At 61.0% G+C, this 18,367-nt stretch carries 17 protein-coding genes, 1 tRNA gene and 1 riboswitch; of the genes, 15 read left to right on the plus strand and 3 right to left on the minus strand.

The annotated features are described in order from the left end of the window. Positions 1–81: 81 nt before the first annotated feature. The 3 genes from HMPREF3160_RS07180 (at position 82) to HMPREF3160_RS07190 (ending at position 1,965) form a co-directional block, all read left to right on the plus strand. Complete coding sequence (locus tag HMPREF3160_RS07180; RefSeq protein WP_070507796.1) at positions 82–975, plus strand: ribokinase; 894 nt, start codon at positions 82–84, stop codon at positions 973–975. 153 nt (positions 976–1,128) lie between these two features. After that, positions 1,129–1,623, plus strand: a complete 495-nt coding sequence (gene tpx, locus HMPREF3160_RS07185) for a thiol peroxidase (RefSeq protein WP_070490687.1) — start codon at positions 1,129–1,131, stop codon at positions 1,621–1,623. Positions 1,624–1,773: 150 nt separating this feature from the next. Next, the gene (locus HMPREF3160_RS07190; RefSeq protein ID WP_035756855.1) at positions 1,774–1,965 is read left to right on the plus strand and encodes a hypothetical protein; all 192 of its coding nucleotides are present in this window, start codon (positions 1,774–1,776) and stop codon (positions 1,963–1,965) included. A 54-nt stretch (positions 1,966–2,019) separates the two neighbouring features. Here the strand turns inward: HMPREF3160_RS07190 and HMPREF3160_RS07195 are convergent, their stop codons facing one another. Next, entirely contained in the window at positions 2,020–2,928 is a 909-nt protein-coding gene (locus HMPREF3160_RS07195) for a phosphotransferase family protein (RefSeq protein WP_070507798.1), read from the minus strand. 30 nt (positions 2,929–2,958) lie between these two features. Here HMPREF3160_RS07195 and HMPREF3160_RS07200 point away from each other — a divergent pair, with 30 nt between their 5' ends. Then, complete coding sequence (locus HMPREF3160_RS07200) at positions 2,959–3,786, plus strand: CPBP family intramembrane glutamic endopeptidase (RefSeq protein WP_083285534.1); 828 nt, start codon at positions 2,959–2,961, stop codon at positions 3,784–3,786. 42 nt (positions 3,787–3,828) lie between these two features. Here HMPREF3160_RS07200 and HMPREF3160_RS07205 read toward each other — a convergent pair whose 3' ends face one another. Beyond that, positions 3,829–4,470 (minus strand): VOC family protein, encoded by a 642-nt coding sequence (locus tag HMPREF3160_RS07205; RefSeq protein ID WP_035756861.1) that lies wholly within the window; start codon positions 4,468–4,470, stop codon positions 3,829–3,831. Between the two features lie 135 nt (positions 4,471–4,605). Continuing rightward, positions 4,606–4,721: riboswitch (SAM riboswitch) on the plus strand. An 88-nt stretch (positions 4,722–4,809) separates the two neighbouring features. Between HMPREF3160_RS07205 and HMPREF3160_RS07210 the strand changes: the two genes are divergently transcribed. The 3 genes from HMPREF3160_RS07210 to HMPREF3160_RS07220 all read left to right on the plus strand — a co-directional run bounded on the left by HMPREF3160_RS07210 (position 4,810) and on the right by HMPREF3160_RS07220 (position 8,090). Then, positions 4,810–6,141: an O-acetylhomoserine aminocarboxypropyltransferase/cysteine synthase family protein gene (locus HMPREF3160_RS07210; protein ID WP_070490689.1), complete on the plus strand. Its 1,332-nt coding sequence runs from the start codon at positions 4,810–4,812 to the stop codon at positions 6,139–6,141. A gap of 65 nt (positions 6,142–6,206) precedes the next feature. Beyond that, entirely contained in the window at positions 6,207–7,403 is a 1,197-nt protein-coding gene (locus tag HMPREF3160_RS07215; protein ID WP_070490690.1) for a homoserine O-acetyltransferase MetX, read from the plus strand. Positions 7,404–7,415: 12 nt separating this feature from the next. Beyond that, on the plus strand, positions 7,416–8,090 hold the full coding sequence (locus HMPREF3160_RS07220) for an alpha/beta hydrolase (RefSeq protein ID WP_070490691.1): 675 nt from the start codon (positions 7,416–7,418) through the stop codon (positions 8,088–8,090). A 36-nt stretch (positions 8,091–8,126) separates the two neighbouring features. Here the strand turns inward: HMPREF3160_RS07220 and HMPREF3160_RS07225 are convergent, their stop codons facing one another. After that, entirely contained in the window at positions 8,127–8,363 is a 237-nt protein-coding gene (locus tag HMPREF3160_RS07225; RefSeq protein WP_070490692.1) for an RNA-binding S4 domain-containing protein, read from the minus strand. Between the two features lie 200 nt (positions 8,364–8,563). On the opposite strand from HMPREF3160_RS07225, the gene HMPREF3160_RS07230 reads away from it, so the two are divergent. The 8 genes from HMPREF3160_RS07230 (at position 8,564) to HMPREF3160_RS07265 (ending at position 18,308) form a co-directional block, all read left to right on the plus strand. After that, complete coding sequence (locus tag HMPREF3160_RS07230) at positions 8,564–9,952, plus strand: glycine--tRNA ligase (protein ID WP_070490693.1); 1,389 nt, start codon at positions 8,564–8,566, stop codon at positions 9,950–9,952. Then, on the plus strand, positions 9,949–10,887 hold the full coding sequence (locus HMPREF3160_RS07235; protein ID WP_070490694.1) for a GNAT family N-acetyltransferase: 939 nt from the start codon (positions 9,949–9,951) through the stop codon (positions 10,885–10,887). Before HMPREF3160_RS07230 ends, HMPREF3160_RS07235 begins: the two co-directional genes overlap by 4 nt. Further along, entirely contained in the window at positions 10,880–12,367 is a 1,488-nt protein-coding gene (locus tag HMPREF3160_RS07240; protein WP_256174152.1) for a YibE/F family protein, read from the plus strand. Before HMPREF3160_RS07235 ends, HMPREF3160_RS07240 begins: the two co-directional genes overlap by 8 nt. 23 nt (positions 12,368–12,390) lie before the next feature. Then, positions 12,391–13,569, plus strand: coding sequence for a tRNA dihydrouridine synthase DusB (gene dusB, locus HMPREF3160_RS07245; protein ID WP_070490749.1), 1,179 nt, complete (start codon positions 12,391–12,393; stop codon positions 13,567–13,569). Beyond that, entirely contained in the window at positions 13,562–15,022 is a 1,461-nt protein-coding gene (locus HMPREF3160_RS07250) for a deoxyguanosinetriphosphate triphosphohydrolase (protein WP_370977531.1), read from the plus strand. Before dusB ends, HMPREF3160_RS07250 begins: the two co-directional genes overlap by 8 nt. 12 nt (positions 15,023–15,034) lie before the next feature. Then, positions 15,035–16,972, plus strand: a complete 1,938-nt coding sequence (gene dnaG / locus HMPREF3160_RS07255; RefSeq protein ID WP_070507800.1) for a DNA primase — start codon at positions 15,035–15,037, stop codon at positions 16,970–16,972. A 67-nt stretch (positions 16,973–17,039) separates the two neighbouring features. Continuing rightward, a tRNA-Asn gene (locus HMPREF3160_RS07260) sits at positions 17,040–17,111 on the plus strand. Positions 17,112–17,222: 111 nt separating this feature from the next. Next, positions 17,223–18,308 (plus strand): glycosyltransferase family 4 protein, encoded by a 1,086-nt coding sequence (locus HMPREF3160_RS07265; protein WP_070490697.1) that lies wholly within the window; start codon positions 17,223–17,225, stop codon positions 18,306–18,308. Positions 18,309–18,367 lie beyond the last annotated feature (59 nt).

Genomic DNA, 18,367 nt, shown 5'->3' on the forward strand with positions numbered 1-18,367 from the left:
TTCATACACCGCGTCAGTGTCACACACGATGCAGTTTCGAGCATCACGCAACGTAGAGCGCATCACGCAAGGAGAGCGCGCATGAGTAAGCCAACCGTCACCGTTGTGGGGTCCACCAACCTGGACATCACCGCTACCGTGCACCGCCTACCGGGGCCAGGTGAGACCCTCCTAGGGCGTACACTCGTGCATTCCCCTGGTGGCAAGGGCGGAAACCAAGCGCTCGCGGCCTCGCGAGCTGGCGCCCGCGTCCGGTTCATCACTGCCATCGGAAGCGACGATGCCGCGCGGGAGGCCCACGAACTGCTCACAGCGGATGGTGTTGACTTGAGCCACGTGCTCGTGCGTGAAGACGAACCAACAGGAACCGCGATCATCACGGTCGACCACGGGGCAGAAAACACGATCATCGTGATCGCCGGCGCTAATCAGCACCTTGATGCAGGGGCCGTGCAGGCACGCGCCCACGCTGTTGAAGGTGTGGTTGTGTTGCAGGGTGAAATCCCGGTCACGGGAATCCAGGCTGCCTTCGCGGCGGCCGAGGACCGGGTGGTTTTCAACCTCGCACCCGTCATCGACGTCCCGGCTGATCTGATCTTGCGGGCTGACCCGTTGGTCGTCAACGAACACGAGGGCGCAGGGGCGCTGAAGATGCTCGGCGGCGACCCTGAGGGGCTGAGCGATAAGGAGATCGTCCGTGAGCTCAAAGCCGCCGGAGTGCGTTCGGTGGTCATGACCCTGGGCGCAAGCGGTTCACACGTGATGGACGAGACCGGCGAACACAAGATCCCAGCTCACACCGTGAAACCCGTTGACACCACCGGTGCCGGGGACGCGTATGTCGGGGCGCTTGCTGCGCGGCTCGCGGCAGGGGACAGCCTCACCGAAGCGGCCTCCTACGCAAGCCGTTACGCCGCCGACACCGTGACCCGTCCCGGAGCCCAAGCATCCTACGGCGTGTTGCCAGTACGCTGACAGAACCGCTGACCTCGCCCATCCGGAAAGGCTGCCCGTCCGCAGACGCTGCCCGTCCGCAAGCGCCGGAAGCGTGGCGCTGATGTCCGCTGTTGGCTAAGCCTGAGGCTAAACCCTTGCCAAATGCTGGGGCACCTCTGAAAGGATAAGGCTATGGCTACTATCGAGTTCCAAGGTAAGACCCTCAACACGGTTGGCGACCTCCCCGCTGTAGGTAAGGCCGCCCCAGAGTTCACTACCGTCAACACCGACCTTGAAGACGTAACCCTCAAGGATTACGCAGGCAAGCGCGTTGTGTTGAACGTGTTCCCGTCGATCGATACCGGGGTGTGCGCCCAGTCCGTTCGCGAATTCAATAAGCGTGCAGCGGGCCTTGAGAACACGGTTGTTGTGACTGTGTCCATGGACCTTCCGTTCGCGCTCGGCCGCTTCTGCGGCGCTGAAGGCATCGACAACGTTGTTGCGACCTCGGCATTCCGTTCGAGCTTCGGCGAGGACTACGGCATCAAGTTCGCAGACGGGCCAATGAAGGGCCTCATGGCTCGCGGCGTCATCGTGATCGACACGGACGGCACCGTGCTCTACTCCTCCCTGACTCCAAGCGTGGGTGAGGAACCAGCGTACGACGAGGTCCTCAACGTCCTCTAAACCACACACGTGCTGGCGCCCGGGGTCACAGACCCCGGGCGTTTCGCGCATCCACGCAGCAGTGCTCATCTAACAGAACTGGGCGGGCCTTCAACAGCTCAGCCGGATGCGGCAAGTAATCTCCGGAGATGAACGTGAACACCGACAACGATGGACAACAAATTTTTCGGCGCACTGTTTGGCGCCGTGATCGTCGCGTATCTGCTCTTCTTTGTCCCTAACGTGAGCCTCATCATCGGTATCACGGTCGTGTTGATGATCGCATCCTGGTGGGCGGTTGTAGCGTTCTGGCCTATTGAACCGCCAAAGAAACCGGGCGTGCGGACCTACCGCTCGAACTAGCGAGCTCCACAGTATGAGCCCCGTAGCGAGCTCAACAGTATGAGGCCGAGGGGATTACTGGAGCAGCTCGCGGCATACGTGTGCGGCTTGAGCGGCCCTCATGATGCGCGGCTGGGTTTTCCTCAAAAGCCGGCCCCAGGTTTTCACTCCACCGCGCAGTGCGGCGTCAGCCACGCGAGTCAACGCCAATGACCCGTTCCACACGTGGGCTCGAGCCGCGAAGAACTCATCCGGGGCTGACGGGTCGATCACGTCTTGGCCGTGCCACAGCGATAGATGCGCCAGATTGATCGCCGGGTCCCACAAGGATGCTTTGTCCCAGTCGAGGATCCCGATCAGCTCGCCATCACGCCAGTGCATATTCCGGCCCGCTAAGTCCCCATGCACTAAACCACGCCGGAGTGAACCGCGAAGAGCGGCGCCTTGGCCCACCGCGGATCCCATGGCTTGCTCCATCTCACCCAGAGTAGCTAACACGGTAGCGGCACTTGCCCGCACATCGGGCTCAAGCGCATCGATCGCAGCATCGGCGCGGGCCTGGGTCCATTGAGGTTCTGCCTCCCAGGGCGCGCCAACCAGGCCTTCGTAGGCGCTCAACGGAACCGCCTGCAGGTCGGTAATAGTCCGCCCCAACGCTGCAGGGTCGCCTTGGTGTAGCGGGTGGGCGGCACCGGGGATGAAACGTTGGATGATCCCGCCGGCGGAATCGATCGGGGAGCGGGATTCAGGGACGAGCCACGGAACATGCGGGGCAAGCGCATCCGCTAACGCGGCACGGCGGGCTTGGGCGAGCGCCTCCTCACGAGTCCGGGCCATCCGGAACACAACCTCAGGAACCGGGTCTGCCGGGATGAGAACCAGGTTCGACTTCCCAGATTCCTCAACCCGGCCAGAAACCCAATCCGCGGCAGGGTATAAAGCGTTGGCGCGTTCAACTTCTTCGCTCGTGGGTTGCCTGGCCATGCATCCAGCCTACCGAGCATAATCGGATGCATGAGTGCCCAATCCCCACACGCACACACCCCAGACGGTGACGGCTCAGCGAAGACGCCCGGCCTGGGCGAGCTGGGGGCGCCCTCGCGAAAGGCCCTGGGGTGGGAGATCGGCATCGTCCTAGCGCTCTCTTTGGGCAAATCCGGGGTGTATGCGCTCATCGACTTGCTCGACACCATCACGCGCGGCCCCATCTCCTCCGGGACCGCGGCCCTCAACACCTCAACTAGCACGCGTGAGTGGATTGATCTGCTGTATCAGCTTGCCGGCATCTTCTTTGCGCTTGCCCCGGTAGCGCTCGTGATCTACCTTGTTTCACGCTGGCCGGGCAATAAGCCTTGGCGTAGGTGGGGCATCGACGGTCAACGATGCGGTAGCGACGCCGCAGTGGGTTTCGCATTCTTCGTGCTCATCGGCGTAGGAACCCTCGCGGTATATGCAGCGGGCAGGGCGCTCGGTGTCACGACTGCTATCACGACCTCGGGCCTTCCGGACGCGTGGTGGAGCGTACCCGTGTTGCTGTTGGCCGCACTCAAGAACGGGCTGCTTGAAGAGATCGTGGTGCTCGCCTACCTGCATGAGCGGCTCGCAACACTGAAATGGACGCCCGCCGCGATCATCATCTTCTGCGCCGTAGTGCGTGGCTCCTACCACCTCTACCAAGGCATCGGGCCGTTCATCGGCAACGTAGCGATGGGCGTGATCTTTGGGCTCTACTACCTGCACAAACGCCGCATCATGCCGCTCATCTGGGCGCACTTCTTACTCGATGCGGTCGCGTTTGTGGGCTACCCGCTGCTCGCGGCATGGTTCGGGTACGGTAGCTAGCCCGCGCCGTCGGCCCTGTCAGCCGCCGCCGGGCCAACGCTGTTAGAGGGTTACGAGGCCCTTCGGGGTCTTCAACGTGACTGACTGCAGGCCCGGCATCCCGGAGGGGGAGGTGAAGTTGAATGTGACCTCGCCCTTGAAGTCTTCACCTGGGTGGCCGAGCCATTCGTCGATGCGTTCGCGGTTACCGGAGATCGTGAGTTCCACGATTTCACCGTGTGGCTCTTCAGCCCGGGATGGGTGCAGGTCCTCGAAGCTCTCGTCCCAGCGGAGGAAGTAGGGAAGCTGAGGGTCTGCGATGAGCCCGTTGATGCCGATCTGGCGCCACGTGAGCTCTCGCCCGTCGGGGAACTTACGCGAACCGGGGACCGCGCCGCGTTGCAGGCGCTCCTCGATAGGTGTGAGGTCCTCTACTGAGACGACCCAGCCCATCCATCCGCCACCCATCTCGCTTCGGGCGCGTACTGCCTTCCTGAACGGCTGCTGGAGAGTGGCCGGGTGGTCTAGTACCTCAACGACTTCGAGGTACTGGTGGTTGTGGAGGGGGAAGAACACGTTGCGTGTTCCGAAGCGTGGGTGCACGCCTCCTTTGACGTACCGGAGCCCGAGCTGATCGGCGATACGGTCTGCGGTGGTGATGAGGCCTTCTGGCCCGCAAGCGTAAGAAACGTGATCGAGCTTCATGGGTTAAATCTGACACTGTGTGAGCCACATCTCTACTTAGGTTTACCTAAGTTGAAGTCCGGCCTGTGGATCAAACCGGGTGTGGTGGGCGTTATGTGGTGCCAGTGGGTTGGCGTGTTGTAGGCTAATTGCCAAGGTCATGAGTGCCAGTGCAAAACCCCGGTTTGCTGGCCGGCAACCCTCCGTCCGCGGCGGGGTGCCCCGGGTGAGGACCTGGTCACACGGGAATGCCGCTGTGGCAAGCGCGGGCTCTGCCCGCCCGTATCCGGGCGGACGTTACGTCAAATCAACCGGTGTATGCGGGCAAGCCCCTCCTATGAATCAAGGGGTGCACTGTATATGTCGCAACAAAAGTTCGAAACTCGTCAGATCCACGCCGGCCAGACTCCAGACCCGACCACGGGTTCGCAAGCGTTACCGATCCACCTGACCAACGCGTATGTTTTCCCTGACACCGAGGCTGCTGCCAACCGCTTTGCGCTGAGCGAGCTGGGGCCTATCTATACGCGCTTAGGTAACCCGACCACCGAAGTCATCGAGAACCGCATGGCAAGCCTCGAAGGCGGCGTCGGTGCGCTGTTCGTCGCCTCCGGAATGGCGGCTACGAGCTATGCGATCCTCAATGTTGCGGAAGCCGGCGATCACATCGTCGCATCGCCATCCCTCTATGGCGGGACGCAGAACCTCTTCAAGCACACTCTGCCTAAGCTCGGTGTCGAGGTCACGTTCGTGGAAGATCCAGACGACCTGGATGCATGGCGCGGGGCAATCAAGCCGAACACCAAGGCCTTCTTCGGCGAGACCATCGGTAACCCGCGCCAAGACGTGTTCGACATCGAAAACATCGCCGCGATTGCACACGATGAGGCAGGCGTACCGCTCATCATTGACAACACGCTGGCAACCCCGTACTCGCTGCGCCCGATCGAATGGGGCGCCGACGTCGTGGTTCACTCCGCAACCAAGTACCTGTGCGGCCACGGAACCGCGATGGGCGGGGTCATTATTGACTCAGGAAACTTCGACTACACCCAACACCCGGAGCGTTTCCCGGGTTTCAACCAGCCGGATGAGTCCTATCACGGCATCGTTTACGGCCGCGATATGGGTGTTGGCTCGCCACTGGGTGCGAACCTCTCCTACATCCTGAAGATCCGCGTGCAGTTGTTGCGTGACACCGGCGCTGCGATCTCCCCAATGAACTCCTTCCTGATCGCCCAAGGCCTCGAAACGCTCTCTCTGCGTGTTGAGAGGCACATCGAGAACGCGCAGAAGGTCGCTCAATGGCTCGAAGCGCGCGATGACGTCTCCGCGACCATCTATGCCGGCTTGGAATCCTGCCCGTGGTATGAGCGTGGCCGCCACTACGCACCCGAAGGGGTGGGCGCGATCGTCTCCTTCGAGATCAAGGGAGCTGAAGACAACGAGGAAGCGGCCCGCGCCTTCGTGGACGCGCTCGAGCTGCACTCGCTTGTAGCCAACCTCGGTGACGTCCGCTCGCTCGTGGCGCATCCATCATCCACAACCCACTCCCAGCTGTCTCCGGAAGAGAAGCGAGCCGCCGGCGTGGGCCCAGGCACAGTACGCCTCTCAGTGGGCCTTGAACACGTGGATGACATCATCGCCGACCTGCAGAAGGGTTTCGACGCCTTCCACGCCGCCCGCGCCTAACTAGCGCCGGGACATTGGCATGTGGCAACGGAAGCGATAGAAACTCACGAAGCGAAAGCAGCGTTATGACGTTGGATGTACGAGAACACTCACAACACAACGCTCCCGAGAGCGATGTGAAGATCCTCCCGCTGGGCCCGCTGGATCTAGAGACAGGCGGGCACCTTCCCCAAACCCATATCGCGTACGAGGTTTTCGGCGAGCTCAACGCTGAGCGCAGTAATGCGGTCCTCGTTTTGCACGCGCTGACCGGCGACACCCACGCAGCCGACGGAACGCCGGCTAAAGATGCGCCGGCTAACGATGCGGCAGTGACCGATGCGGACGCACCGCAACCTGGTTGGTGGCGCGAGGTCGTAGGCCCGGGTAAGCCGGTGGACACCACCACGTATTGCGCAGTGGTTCCGGCAGCCTTGGGCGGGTGCTCAGGCACGATCGGCCCGGCCTCGCTGGCCGAGGACGGGCAACCCTATGGTTCGCGTTTCCCATTCGTGACGATCCGCGACATGGTCGAGCTTGAACTGCGCCTCATGCACGCACTCAACATTGAGGCGTGGCACGCCGTTGTTGGCGGCTCGATGGGCGGGGCACGTGCGCTCGAATGGGCCGTGAGCTATCCGCAACACGTCACCAAATGCGCAGTGATCGCCGCGACCGCTGAATCATCGGCCGAACAGATCGCGTTCGCGCAGATCCAAACTGAGGCGATCCGGCTCGACCCACAATTCCACGGCGGAGACTATTACAGCCACGGCAACGGTGCCGGCCCGCAGCGTGGCCTAGGCATAGCTCGCCGCCTCGCCCACGTCTCCTACCGCTCCGCTGCCGAGCTCGACCATCGTTTTGGGCGCTCGCCGCAAGGTAGCGAACTTCCGCTGGGATCTGCTGGCCGTGATGAACGCGGCCGCTACGCGGTCGAGTCGTATCTGGACCATCAGGCGCATAAGCTCGTGAATCGTTTCGATGCCAACGCCTACCTGACCCTCACTGAGGCGCTCATGAGCCATGACGTTGGTCGGGGCCGCGGGGGAGTCGAAGCGGCTCTCGCTGAGGTAGTGGGCGTTGAGTTCTTCATCGCGGCCGTGGATACGGACCGTCTGTATTATCCGCAAGAGTCCCAGCGGATCGCGGATGCGCTGCCGGGTGATGTTCCTGTGCACATGGTTTCGACCCCGGTGGGCCACGACGGTTTTCTGACCGATGGGCACCAGCTGGATGCGCCGTTCCGTGCGTTTTTGGGCCCGGTGCCGCCAAGTGCGTGACAGGATGGTTATATGAGTGAAAAGTGGGAACCGTTTGTAGTTGAACATGTGCCGGAGGGCGTGAATGAGTCTGCGCCGCTCTTGGCTTTCTTGCATGGTTTTGGCGCGGATGAACGCGACCTTCTACCTATTGCGAGCATGCTTCCGGGCCAGTTCGCTGTGATGTCAGTGCGAGCACCGCTTGCACTGGGTTTTGGCGGCTACGCGTGGTTCCCGCTTTCAAGCCAGGACCTGGAGTTCAACTCGGCTGATTACAGCCAAGTCGTGGAGGACCTGACACACTGGGTCGCTGAACGGAAGAAGCACCACGAATCGGTCACGCTACTGGGTTTCTCTCAAGGTATGGCGATGGCGACCGCGGTGGCCCGCCGTGATCCTTCCGCGGTGGACGCGCTCGTGGGCTTGTCCGGTTTCACGCTGGAACAGTTCAAGGATGAAACCGGTGCGGACTTCTTCAAAGACCAAGAGCTGGCCGCACGCGAAGAGAAGCTGCCGATGTTCTGGGGACGCGATCCGGAAGACCCGGTGATCCCGGAGCGGTTCATCGAACCGACGAACGCGTGGGCGCGAGCGAACACGGACCTCACCAAGGTCAACTACCAAGGCATCGGCCACGGAGTGGGGCAAGCAGAGATCCGCCACATCGGCGAGTTCCTGACCGCTAAAGTGCTCGGCGCCCAGGTATAGGCGCCAGGCCTGGCCGCCCGAGACTGGCCGCTGCGGCTAGGCTTCGTCTCCGCGCGCCACACGCAGCACGTAGTCGTGGAAGCCGACCACGTCGTCGAAATCTAGTTGCCGGCCTCGGCGGGTCTCGACCTCGCCGTTGACGGTTGCACTACCCTCAGCGATCTCTTCGCGTGCCTGCACACCGTCTTCAACCACGTTGGCTAGTTTCAGAAACTGGCCCAAACGGATGCCTGCGGTGCGTACGGGCACGTCAATGATCTCTACCGAACTCATGCTCCAAGGTTCTCACGCGCCGCGGATCCGTGCACGCGCGCCCGGAGCGTTTCTGAGCTGGGCGAGGATTTCGCGGTGGGCACATATTTGGGCTAGCAAGGTTCAAAACGGGCCAAAAATCAGCTCAACCGTTAGGATTGACGGCAGACCATAACGGACCGCAGCCGGCGGCCCGTATCAACCGATGGAGTTCACTCAACATGGCAGCAGCGTCCAAGCTGGATAAGGTCATTTCACTCGCTAAACGGCGTGGTTTCGTTTTCCAGGCAGGTGAAATCTATGGCGGTTCCCGCTCTGCCTGGGACTACGGTCCGCTAGGTGTGGAACTCAAGGAGAACATCAAACGCCAGTGGTGGAACACGTTTGTGCGTTCCCGTTCGGACATGGTGGGCCTGGACTCTTCGATCATTATCCCGACCCCCATCTGGCAGGCTTCCGGTCACGTAGAGACCTTCACTGACCCGCTCGTGGAATGCCTCTCGTGCCACCGCCGCCACCGCGAAGACCACCTGCTTGAGGCATACGAGGCTAAGAAGGGCCGCATGCCGGAAGAAGGTCTGGCGGAGATCGTGTGCCCTGACTGCGGTAACCGCGGCAAGTGGACCGAGCCACAACAGTTCTCGGGGCTCATGAAGACCTACCTTGGCGCCGTCGATGACGAATCGGGCCTGCACTACCTGCGTCCGGAGACCGCCCAAGGTATTTTCGTGAACTTCCTCAACGTCGTGAACTCGGCGCGCCGTAAACCACCGTTCGGTATCGGCCAGATCGGTAAGGCGTTCCGCAACGAGATCACCCCGGGTAACTTCATCTTCCGTACCCGCGAGTTCGAACAGATGGAGATCGAATACTTCACCCCGCCTGAGCAGACTTCTGAACTGTTCGATGAGTGGGTTGAGGACTGCTGGAACTGGTTCGTTGAGCTCGGTGTTGACCCGGATAACCTGCGTAAGTTCGATGTCCCTGCAGATGAGCGCGCCCACTATTCTGAGCGCACGATCGACCTCGAATACCGTTTCGGTTTCCAGGGTTCGGAGTGGGGCGAGCTTATGGGTATCGCCAACCGCACCGATTACGACCTCAAGCAGCACATCGAACACTCCAAGACGGACTTGTCATACTTCGATCAGGCCAAGGGCGAGCGTTACGTGCCGTACGTAGTTGAGCCGTCCTTCGGTTTGACCCGTTCGATGATGGCGTTCCTGGTTGATGCCTATCATGAGGACGAGGCGCCGAACACGAAGGGCGGAACCGATGTGCGCACCGTGTTGAAACTTGACCGTCGCCTGGCGCCCGTGAAGGCCGCGGTTCTACCGCTTTCACGTAACGAGAAGCTGTCCCCGCTGGCGCGTGAGCTGGCTCGCAAGCTCGGTGCGCAGTGGAACGTTGACTTCGATGACGCGGGCGCTATTGGCCGCCGTTACCGCCGCCAGGACGAGATCGGTACGCCGTTCTGCATCACGGTGGACTTCGATTCGCTTGATGACAACGCAGTGACCGTGCGCGAGCGTGACACGATGCAGCAAGAACGCGTCGCGATCGATGAGTTGCCTGCCTACCTGGCAACCCAACTGATGGGAGCTGTATGAGTGCGGCTGAGCTTGAGGGCCTAACGTTTCGCCCGTGGGCGGAAGGTGACGATCTGCGTCTGCTTGAAGTGTGGGGTGGGCCCCGCACCCCGCAGGCGCACGAAGACCGAGCCATGTTGCGGCCCTCGAGCGATGAGCCGTTCGCTCGCTGCATTGTCGCTGAACTGGATGGCGTCCCGATCGCGGCTGGCGTGGTGTATTCCTCGAGCCTGCACCCGCAACGGTATTGGTTCTATGTTGAGGTGGCTTCGGCTGAACGTCGGCAGGGGATCGGGCATCAGCTGCTTGCGCTTTTGAAAGCGGAGCTTCCAGCGGGGGCTCAGTTGAAGTCGCGTTACACATCGGCCGATGCGGGGGAGAACCCGGATGCCGATGGTGCGGCTGGATTTCTCGCAGCTGAGGGCTTCGGGCTGGTCAATAAGTCGATGCTGGTGGTCGTTGAGCCGTCCGCGTTGCCTTTGCCGGAGTTCGCTGAAGACGGGCTTGTGCTTGAAGAGGCGGCGACCGGTTCGGTTGAGCTTTCAACCACTGTCGCCGAGTTCTATAACGCCACACATGAATGGGATCCTTCAACGATGACGGTCGGGCTCACACAGACCATGTTGTTGGGGCCTCACACCGGCGCGAAGGGCGCCGTTGTGGTTCGTGACCGTGCGATGGGTGAGGGTGCGCCGATTCTCGCGTTCGCGGTCTCGTATGAGCCGGCCCGCCCGGATGCTCCGACCGAGGTGCTTCTGGGGTGGAACCCTGAGCTTGATGAGGCTCGGGCATCCCAAGCGTGCCGCGACCTCTTGGCGATGCTGGTGCATCAGTACCCGGTCCAGCTTGAGGTGGATACCGCGATGGTCCCGTTGGGCCGTGTGATCGATGAGCTTGGCCCGAAGGGTCTGGCCACGATCGTCACGACGACTCACATCGTTGCCACGGATGCGTAGAGCACGTCACCAGGGTGGTGCTGGCGGGCGTCACCGCAGCCCGCATCAGGCTGAAGGTAGCCCGCATCGTGCTGAGAACCATGCCCCTCTTGAGGTGCACGGGCATAGCCATGATGCGCCGATCGCTGATCCGCGTTTGCGGCGCCGTGCAACGATCGTTCTGACCTCGATCCTGATTCCGCTCGCATTGCTCACGATCGCCGGCCTTGTGTGGTTGTGGCCGAGCCCGAATGACCGCCCTGAGTCTTTGGGGCAACCGTATTCTGCGGCTCCAGGCGTCAGCATCGTGACGTTGCCGGTGGACAAGGTCGATTCCGAGGGCAGTTGCGCAGCCACAGAAACCCACGCCGGCCAGGTCGAGATCGAGTCGGATGCGACGTGTCGAGTCCCATACGTCACAGACCCGGAAACGGATCAGCTGGTTCCGGTGCAGATCCCACCAGAGGTTGAGAATCACGACCCGCCTGAGGTCGGGGACAAGCTGCGGGTCATGCTCATCAACACCTCCGCTGGTGAGGGAAACGCAGGCGAGGGCAACGCTGGCGCGGAACCGGGTGGAGAAGCAGGCGTGGAGCCGGGCGCTGAATCCGGTGCGGAAGCCGGTGCGGAAACGACTGCGACGTTCATCGACTACAACCGTGATTTTCCTGTCGCGTTGCTCTCGATCGTGTACGCGCTGTTGGTGATCGTGGTTGCTGGCTGGCGTGGTTTCCGTGCACTGATCGGGCTCGCGTTCTCATTCCTGATTTTCGGTTGGTTCATGTTCCCGGCCCTGCTCGCGGGTAAGCCCGCTTTATGGGTCGGGCTGGTGGGCGCGATCGCGATCATGTTCGTGGTCTTGTATTTCGCCCACGGGCTCTCAGCTCGAACTACAACAGCGTTGCTCGGTACTATCGTGGGGCTTTTCGTGACCGCCGGCATCGCGGTGTGGGCCACCGACAGCGCATCCCTGTTAGGCCAGGGGGAGGACTCCACCTATACGCTGAATCAGGTAGTTCCAAACGTTTCTTTATCAGGCATCGTGTTGTGCGGCTTGTTCATCGCTGGCCTTGGCGTGCTCAATGACGTGACGATCACCCAGGCTTCGGCCGTGTGGGAGCTTGCCGACGCTAAACCGGATGCCACAGTGCGGGAGCTATTCAGGTCCGCGATGCGCATCGGCCGCGACCACATCGCATCCACTGTGTACACAATCGTGTTCGCCTACGCGGGCGGGGCGATCGCGACCCTGCTCATGATGAGCCTGTATGACTATTCGATGCTGAAGTTCCTCACCACCGGTCACCTCGCCGAAGAGGTCGTGCGAACACTCGTGGCTTCAATCGGACTGGTCATCGCGATCCCGGTGACAACGCTGATCGGTGTGATCGTGGTCAAAGCCTCGCTCCAAGGCACCGAGCCAACACGGCGGGCCGATGTGCGGCGCGGTGGCGGTTTGCGTGGCCGGCTGACGGAGGGTCGTGGCACCATAGAATCGTGACTATTGCAAGCCCTATCGCCTCGTTGAGCACCGGTGAGACTGATCATCCGGTCAAGCTCACGTTGCCTGAGTTGCGTCTTCGGGACCTCAGGTTCGCCTCGCCAGTGGTGCTTTCGCCGATGGCGGGGATCACGAACTCGGCGTTCCGCCGTTTGTGCGCTGAATACGGTGATGGCTTGTTTGTGTGCGAGATGGTGACCTCGCGCGCCTTGGTTGAACGTACCCGGGAGTCGATGCGCATCATCAAGCATCATCCGGCTGAACGGGTCCGTTCGGTTCAGCTGTATGGTGTGGAGCCTAATACGGTGCGCGCGGCGGTCCGTATGTTGGTTGAGGAGGGGCGCGCCGACCACATCGACCTCAACTTTGGTTGCCCGGCACCCAAAGTCACGCGTAAAGGCGGAGGTTCTGCCTTGCCGTGGAAGATCGATCTGTTCCAGCGTCTGCTCACAGGCGCAGTAGAGGAAGCGCACGCGGGCAACGTTCCGCTGACGGTCAAGGTGCGCAAAGGCATCGATGACGATCACTTGACCTATATCGAGACGGGCAAGATGGCCCGCGATGTGGGTGTGGACGCGATCGCACTGCATGCCCGCACCATGAACCAGCATTATTCGGGGCACGCGGACTGGAAGGCGCTTGCGCGTTTCCGCGAGGCGCTCCCTGACATCCCGGTGATCGGTAACGGCGATATTTTCAGTGCCGAAGACGCCGTGGAGATGGTTGAGCAAACCGGGGTTGACGGCGTCCAGATCGGCCGCGGCGTTCAGGGCAAGCCGTGGCTTTTCGGTGATCTTGAGGCCGCTTTGAACGGTTCGCCGGTGCGCTACAGGCCAACACTGGGCGATGTGGCCGGTGTGTTCCGCCGCCATGCTGACCTGCTCATCGAGCATTTCGAGGATGAGTTCCGTGGCTTGCAGGATCTGCGCAAGCATGTCGCGTGGTATTTCAAAGGCTATGAGGTCGGAGGGGAAGTCCGTTCTGGGCTTGCGAGGGTTTCGGCACTCGATGAGTTGGACGATCTACTCGCCAAGCTGGATTGGGACGCGCCTTATCCGGGGAGAGCCGCGGAAGGAACACGCGGGAGAGCTGGCAGCCCTAAACGGCCGCACCTGCCGCAGAACTGGCTGGATTCCCGCTACCTCAACGATGAGCATAAGGCCATGATTTCCCACGCTGAATTGGATATTTCCGGTGGCTGAGCAGCGTTCAAAGCAAGAACAGAATTCGGTGCATCCACGTTCGCATGTGGGCGTTGCAGGTGAAGCGCTCGCCTCCATCGCCGGTTATGAGACCCACGATATGGAGCGTTGGGTTCCCGAGCCGCCTAAGAAGGCCTACCGTTCGGCGTTTGAACGCGACCGTGCCCGTGTTCTGCATTCCTCGGCGCTACGCCGGCTGGGTGCCAAAACCCAGGTTGTTGCGCCGTTTTCTGATGACTTTGTGCGTACCCGTTTGACGCATTCGCTTGAGGTCGCGCAGGTGGGCCGCGAACTCGGCGCCGCGTTAGGCTGTGACCCCAACGTCGTGGATACCGCGTGTTTGTCGCATGATTTGGGGCATCCGCCGTTTGGTCACAACGGGGAGAAGGTCCTGGACCAACTGGCTGATGCGTGCGGCGGTTTTGAAGGTAACGCCCAGACCTTGCGGTTGTTGACCCGGTTGGAGACTAAGACGTTTCGCGCCAATGGCGCCTCGGCTGGTTTGAACCTGACGCGGGCGACCCTGGATGCGACGATCAAGTATCCGTGGACGCGGCAAGAGGCTCCGCTGACGCGTGAGGGCCGTCCCACCCGTAAGTTCGGCGTGTATGCCGATGATGAGCCGGTGTACCGGTGGGTTCGTGATGGCCGCGAGGATTCAGCGACCCCGCTTGAGGCCCAAGTTATGGATTTGGCCGATGACGTCGCGTATTCGGTGCACGATGTTGAGGACGCGGTGAACGCGCATCGTTTTCAGTTGCGGTGGGTTCAGGAGAAGGCACGGCGGGCGCGGGTGATCGATTACACGCGGCGTTGGTATCTCCCGCAGACGCCTGAGGATGAGATCGATGAGGCGCTGAAGCGTTTGGAGCGTTCTGAAGAGTGGGTTCCGGTGGTCGATGGCGGCCGCCGTTCGCTGGCTGCGTTGAAGGATATGACGAGCCAGTTCATTGGCCGTTTCTGTTCTGCAGCGCTCAAGGCCACGCAACAGCGGTACGGGACGGACCCGTTGACCCGTTATGCTGCGAGCCTTGTGGTTCCGCGTGAAACCGAGGTTGAGATCGCTGTCATGAAAGGCATGGCTACCGCGTATGTCATGACGGTTGATGAGCGTCAGCCGATCTATAGCCGCCAAGCTGAGGTTCTTAGTGAGCTGGTTGAGCTGCTGTTGAAGACTGAAGGTGAATACCTGGATCCGATCTTCCGTGAGGATTACATCATGGCGGTCGATGATGCCGCACGGGTCCGCGCGGTGATCGATCAGGTCGCATCGCTGACGGATTCCTCAGCGCTTGAGTGGTATCTCACGTTGGTGCGTGGCGGGCAGTTCCCGCCCGCGGTGGGCACGCATGATTTCTTCGTCCCGGTCTCTATGCCTGAGGGGAAAGCGCCTGAAGGGCGATCACCTCAGGGGCAAACACCCGAGGAGAAGCCATCCGAGGGGAAGCCCTAGAATGGTGGCATCATGGCAGGGCTGATTAAGCGTGCGGATATCGATGAGGTCCGTGAACGCACTGATATTAAAGAGATCGTCCAGGAATATGTCTCACTGAAATCCGCTGGTATCGGTTCGTATAAGGGTTTGTGTCCGTTCCATGATGAGCGCACGCCGTCGTTTCATGTGCGCCCCCAGATGGGTTCCTTCCACTGTTTCGGTTGTGGCGAGTCCGGGGATGTCATCGCGTTTTTGATGCAGATGAATTCGACGTCGTTTGCTGAGACGGTCGAGTATTTGGCTGGCCGTGTGGGTGTCACGCTGCATTATGAGGACGGCGGTTCGGGGCCTAGCAAGGAGCAGGTGGGGCGCCGGCAGCGTCTTTTGGATGCCCACAAGGTTGCGGAGGAGTTTTTCCGCAAGCAGTTGCAGACCCCGGAGGCCCAGACGGCGCGGGAGGAACTCACGAGCCGCGGTTTCAGCGCTGAACATGCTGAGCAGTTCGGTGTGGGGTACGCCCCGCAGGGGTGGGATAACTTGTTGCGGTTGATGCGCAACCGTGGCTTCACGGAGGATGAGCTCAAAGAGACCGGCTTGTTCTCTGAAGGTCAGCGCGGTATTTATGACCGGTTCCGGGGACGGTTGATCTGGCCGATCCGTGACCTGACCGGCGCGACGATCGGTTTCGGTGCCCGCAAACTCTATGAGGATGATCCGGGGCCGAAGTATCTCAACACCCCGGAGACTGCGATCTATAAGAAGTCGCAGGTTCTCTATGGCGTGGATTTGGCACGCCGGGAGATCGCTAAGAAGAAGCAGCTCGTGGTGGTTGAGGGCTATACGGATGTTATGGCGTGCCACCTGGCGGGGGTCACGACCGCGGTTGCCACGTGCGGCACAGCCTTTGGCGCGGACCACATCAAGGTTGCGCGGCGCTTGCTTTCGGACTTCGGCTCCGGTGGCGAGGTCGTCTTCACCTTCGATGGCGATGAAGCGGGCCAGAAGGCGGCGTTGCGTGCGTTCCGTGAGGATCAGCGTTTCGTCGCCCAGACGTTCATCGCGGTGGGCCCGGATGGCATGGATCCGTGCGATGTGCGGCAAAAGCGCGGGGATGAGGCGCTGCGTGAGGTCCTGGAGCACAAGACGCCGTTGTTCGAGTTCGCGCTCAAGGCGGAGCTGAAACGACACAATCTAGGAACTGTTGAGGGCCGGGTTTCGGCGATGCGTGCCGCGGCGCCGATTATCGCCTCGATGCGGGATTCTGCGATGCGGCCTGCTTACATCCGTGAGGTTGCCGGTTGGCTTGGCATGGAGGTTGCTGAGGTCCGGCGTGCTGTGGCCCAGGCCGGACGGGGCGGCCAGCACGGCCCCGGTGGGCAGGGTCCGTATCAGCAGGTTTCAGCGCAGCGGGGCAGCGGCGGGCGCGGAATGCAGCCTCATGTGAACGGGTCGCCGCATGGTTTCTCGGGCGAGCCTGGGAGTCCTTCTGCACCGGCGGGCGTGAACATATCGGATCCGGCAACCAAGATCGAGTGGGATGCGCTTGAGGTTGTGATCCAGAATCCGCACCTGATCGATGCGGATGCGTGGTCTAAGTTTTTTGAGACACGGTTCTTGACTCCGGCGCACGCGGCGATCAAGGACGCGATTGTGGTGGCTGCAAGCATGCAGGTTTCAACGGCGGTGTGGGTTGAGACGATCCGTGAGCAGGTCCCGGAACCCTTGGCCGCCTTGGTGTCGCAGATGGCGGTCGCGCCGTTGCCTGCCTCAAACGAAGACGAGCTGCGGCGCTATTGCAAGGGGATCGTGAACCGTTTGCTCGCGATGCAGGTCAACCGGCAGAAAGCTGATCTTGCTGCAGAACTGCAACGGGTTGCTTCGGATAACCCCGAGCGGGTCGATCAGCTGCATCGACAGCTTCTGGAGTTGGAGATGGAACGCCGCAAATATCAGTCGGGCGCGCTCTAAATCGGCAACGTATCAGGCGGTTTTGCCTTCCCTGTAAACCCCTGGTAAAGTCTTCTTCTGTTGTTGATCCCTCGTAGCTCAACGGCAGAGCACTCGACTGTTAATCGAGTGGTTACTGGTTCGAATCCAGTCGGGGGAGCTGAACTGAAACCCTGGAACCAAAGTTGTTCCAGGGTTTTTCTTTTCCAGGCCATAGCCGTTCCAGGTTGAAGCTGCTTCATGTTGCAGCTGTACGCGGGGGAGTGAGTCCGTGCAGTTGGTAGTTGATGCGCGTTATACGCGCACTGATCATCACGATGGGATTTCGCGTTTCACCGCGTCGTTGATTGAGGCGTTGGCTCGCAACCATGAAGTGCGGATGCTGATCTCGGATGAGGCTCAGCTGCCGATGCTACCGGCGGTGCCCTATGTTGTGATCAATTCGCCGACCTCGCCGCTTGAACCATTGACGTCCTTGCGAGTGAATCGTTTGCGCCCGGATGTGGTGTTCAGCCCGATGCAGACGATGGGTTCGCTCGGGCGCCGCTTCCCGCTGGTGCTCACGCTGCATGACTTGATTTACTATCAGCACCCTACTCCGCCGGGTTTCTTACCGGCTCCGGTGCGCCTGTTGTGGCGTTTGTTCCATAAGGCGTATTGGCCGCAGAGGTTTCTACTGAACCGCGCCGATGTTGTGGCTACGGTTTCTCACACGACTGCTTCGCTGATGCTCAAGCATGAGCTCACGCGTAGACCTATCCGGATTGTCTCTAACGCTTCAGCACCGATGGGTCAGCCCCGCGATCCGGCCGAAGGCGCAGCCAATGAGCTGGTCTATATGGGTTCGTTCATGGAGTACAAGAACGTTGAGACGTTGATCCGGGGGATGGCTCACTTGCCTGGCTACACGTTGCGTTTATTGTCCAAGATCAGGCCGGATAGGCGTCGTGAGCTTGAAGCGTTGATCCCTGCGGGGGCCTCGGTTGTTTTCCATGATGGGGTGAGCGAGGAAGAGTATGCCGAGCTTTTGCGGCGTGCCCGGGCTTCGGTCACGTTATCGAAGGCGGAAGGGTTCGGGATCCCGCTGGTTGAAGCGATGGGGTTGGGCACGCCCGTGGTGTGTGCTGATACCCCGATCTTCCGTGAGATAGGTGCAGACGCCGCGCTTTTTGTTGACGCGGATGACGATGCGGGCTTTGCGTCCGCTGTTCGTTCGCTTGAGAATACGCATGAGTTTGCGGCCCGTAGTGGCCTCAGCCGCGAGCGTGCTGCCCACTATTCGTGGGAGCGTTCTGCCGAGGATTTATGGCGGGCTTGCCAGGAAGCACGCACTTTATATCACGCCAAAGAGAGATGACTGAGACCTGCTTGAGAGCAGGAAACTGAAACTCATCTTTCTGAGTAAACGGTGGTAGT

The sequence above is a fragment of the Arthrobacter sp. HMSC06H05 genome, from assembly GCF_001807395.1.
GTDB classification, from domain to species: domain Bacteria; phylum Actinomycetota; class Actinomycetes; order Actinomycetales; family Micrococcaceae; genus Pseudoglutamicibacter; species Pseudoglutamicibacter albus.

What these genes read in the sequence shown, in the direction of transcription:
- HMPREF3160_RS07180 (WP_070507796.1), top strand. Translation starts at nt 82, where the DNA reads ATGAGTAAGCCAACCGTCACCGTTGTGGGGTCCACCAACCTGGACATC.
- tpx (WP_070490687.1), top strand. Translation starts at nt 1,129, where the DNA reads ATGGCTACTATCGAGTTCCAAGGTAAGACCCTCAACACGGTTGGCGAC.
- HMPREF3160_RS07190 (WP_035756855.1), top strand. Translation starts at nt 1,774, where the DNA reads ATGGACAACAAATTTTTCGGCGCACTGTTTGGCGCCGTGATCGTCGCG.
- HMPREF3160_RS07195 (WP_070507798.1), bottom strand. Translation starts at nt 2,928, where the DNA reads ATGGCCAGGCAACCCACGAGCGAAGAAGTTGAACGCGCCAACGCTTTA.
- HMPREF3160_RS07200 (WP_083285534.1), top strand. Translation starts at nt 2,959, where the DNA reads ATGAGTGCCCAATCCCCACACGCACACACCCCAGACGGTGACGGCTCA.
- HMPREF3160_RS07205 (WP_035756861.1), bottom strand. Translation starts at nt 4,470, where the DNA reads ATGAAGCTCGATCACGTTTCTTACGCTTGCGGGCCAGAAGGCCTCATC.
- HMPREF3160_RS07210 (WP_070490689.1), top strand. Translation starts at nt 4,810, where the DNA reads ATGTCGCAACAAAAGTTCGAAACTCGTCAGATCCACGCCGGCCAGACT.
- HMPREF3160_RS07215 (WP_070490690.1), top strand. Translation starts at nt 6,207, where the DNA reads ATGACGTTGGATGTACGAGAACACTCACAACACAACGCTCCCGAGAGC.
- HMPREF3160_RS07220 (WP_070490691.1), top strand. Translation starts at nt 7,416, where the DNA reads ATGAGTGAAAAGTGGGAACCGTTTGTAGTTGAACATGTGCCGGAGGGC.
- HMPREF3160_RS07225 (WP_070490692.1), bottom strand. Translation starts at nt 8,363, where the DNA reads ATGAGTTCGGTAGAGATCATTGACGTGCCCGTACGCACCGCAGGCATC.
- HMPREF3160_RS07230 (WP_070490693.1), top strand. Translation starts at nt 8,564, where the DNA reads ATGGCAGCAGCGTCCAAGCTGGATAAGGTCATTTCACTCGCTAAACGG.
- HMPREF3160_RS07235 (WP_070490694.1), top strand. Translation starts at nt 9,949, where the DNA reads ATGAGTGCGGCTGAGCTTGAGGGCCTAACGTTTCGCCCGTGGGCGGAA.
- HMPREF3160_RS07240 (WP_256174152.1), top strand. Translation starts at nt 10,880, where the DNA reads ATGCGTAGAGCACGTCACCAGGGTGGTGCTGGCGGGCGTCACCGCAGC.
- dnaG (WP_070507800.1), top strand. Translation starts at nt 15,035, where the DNA reads ATGGCAGGGCTGATTAAGCGTGCGGATATCGATGAGGTCCGTGAACGC.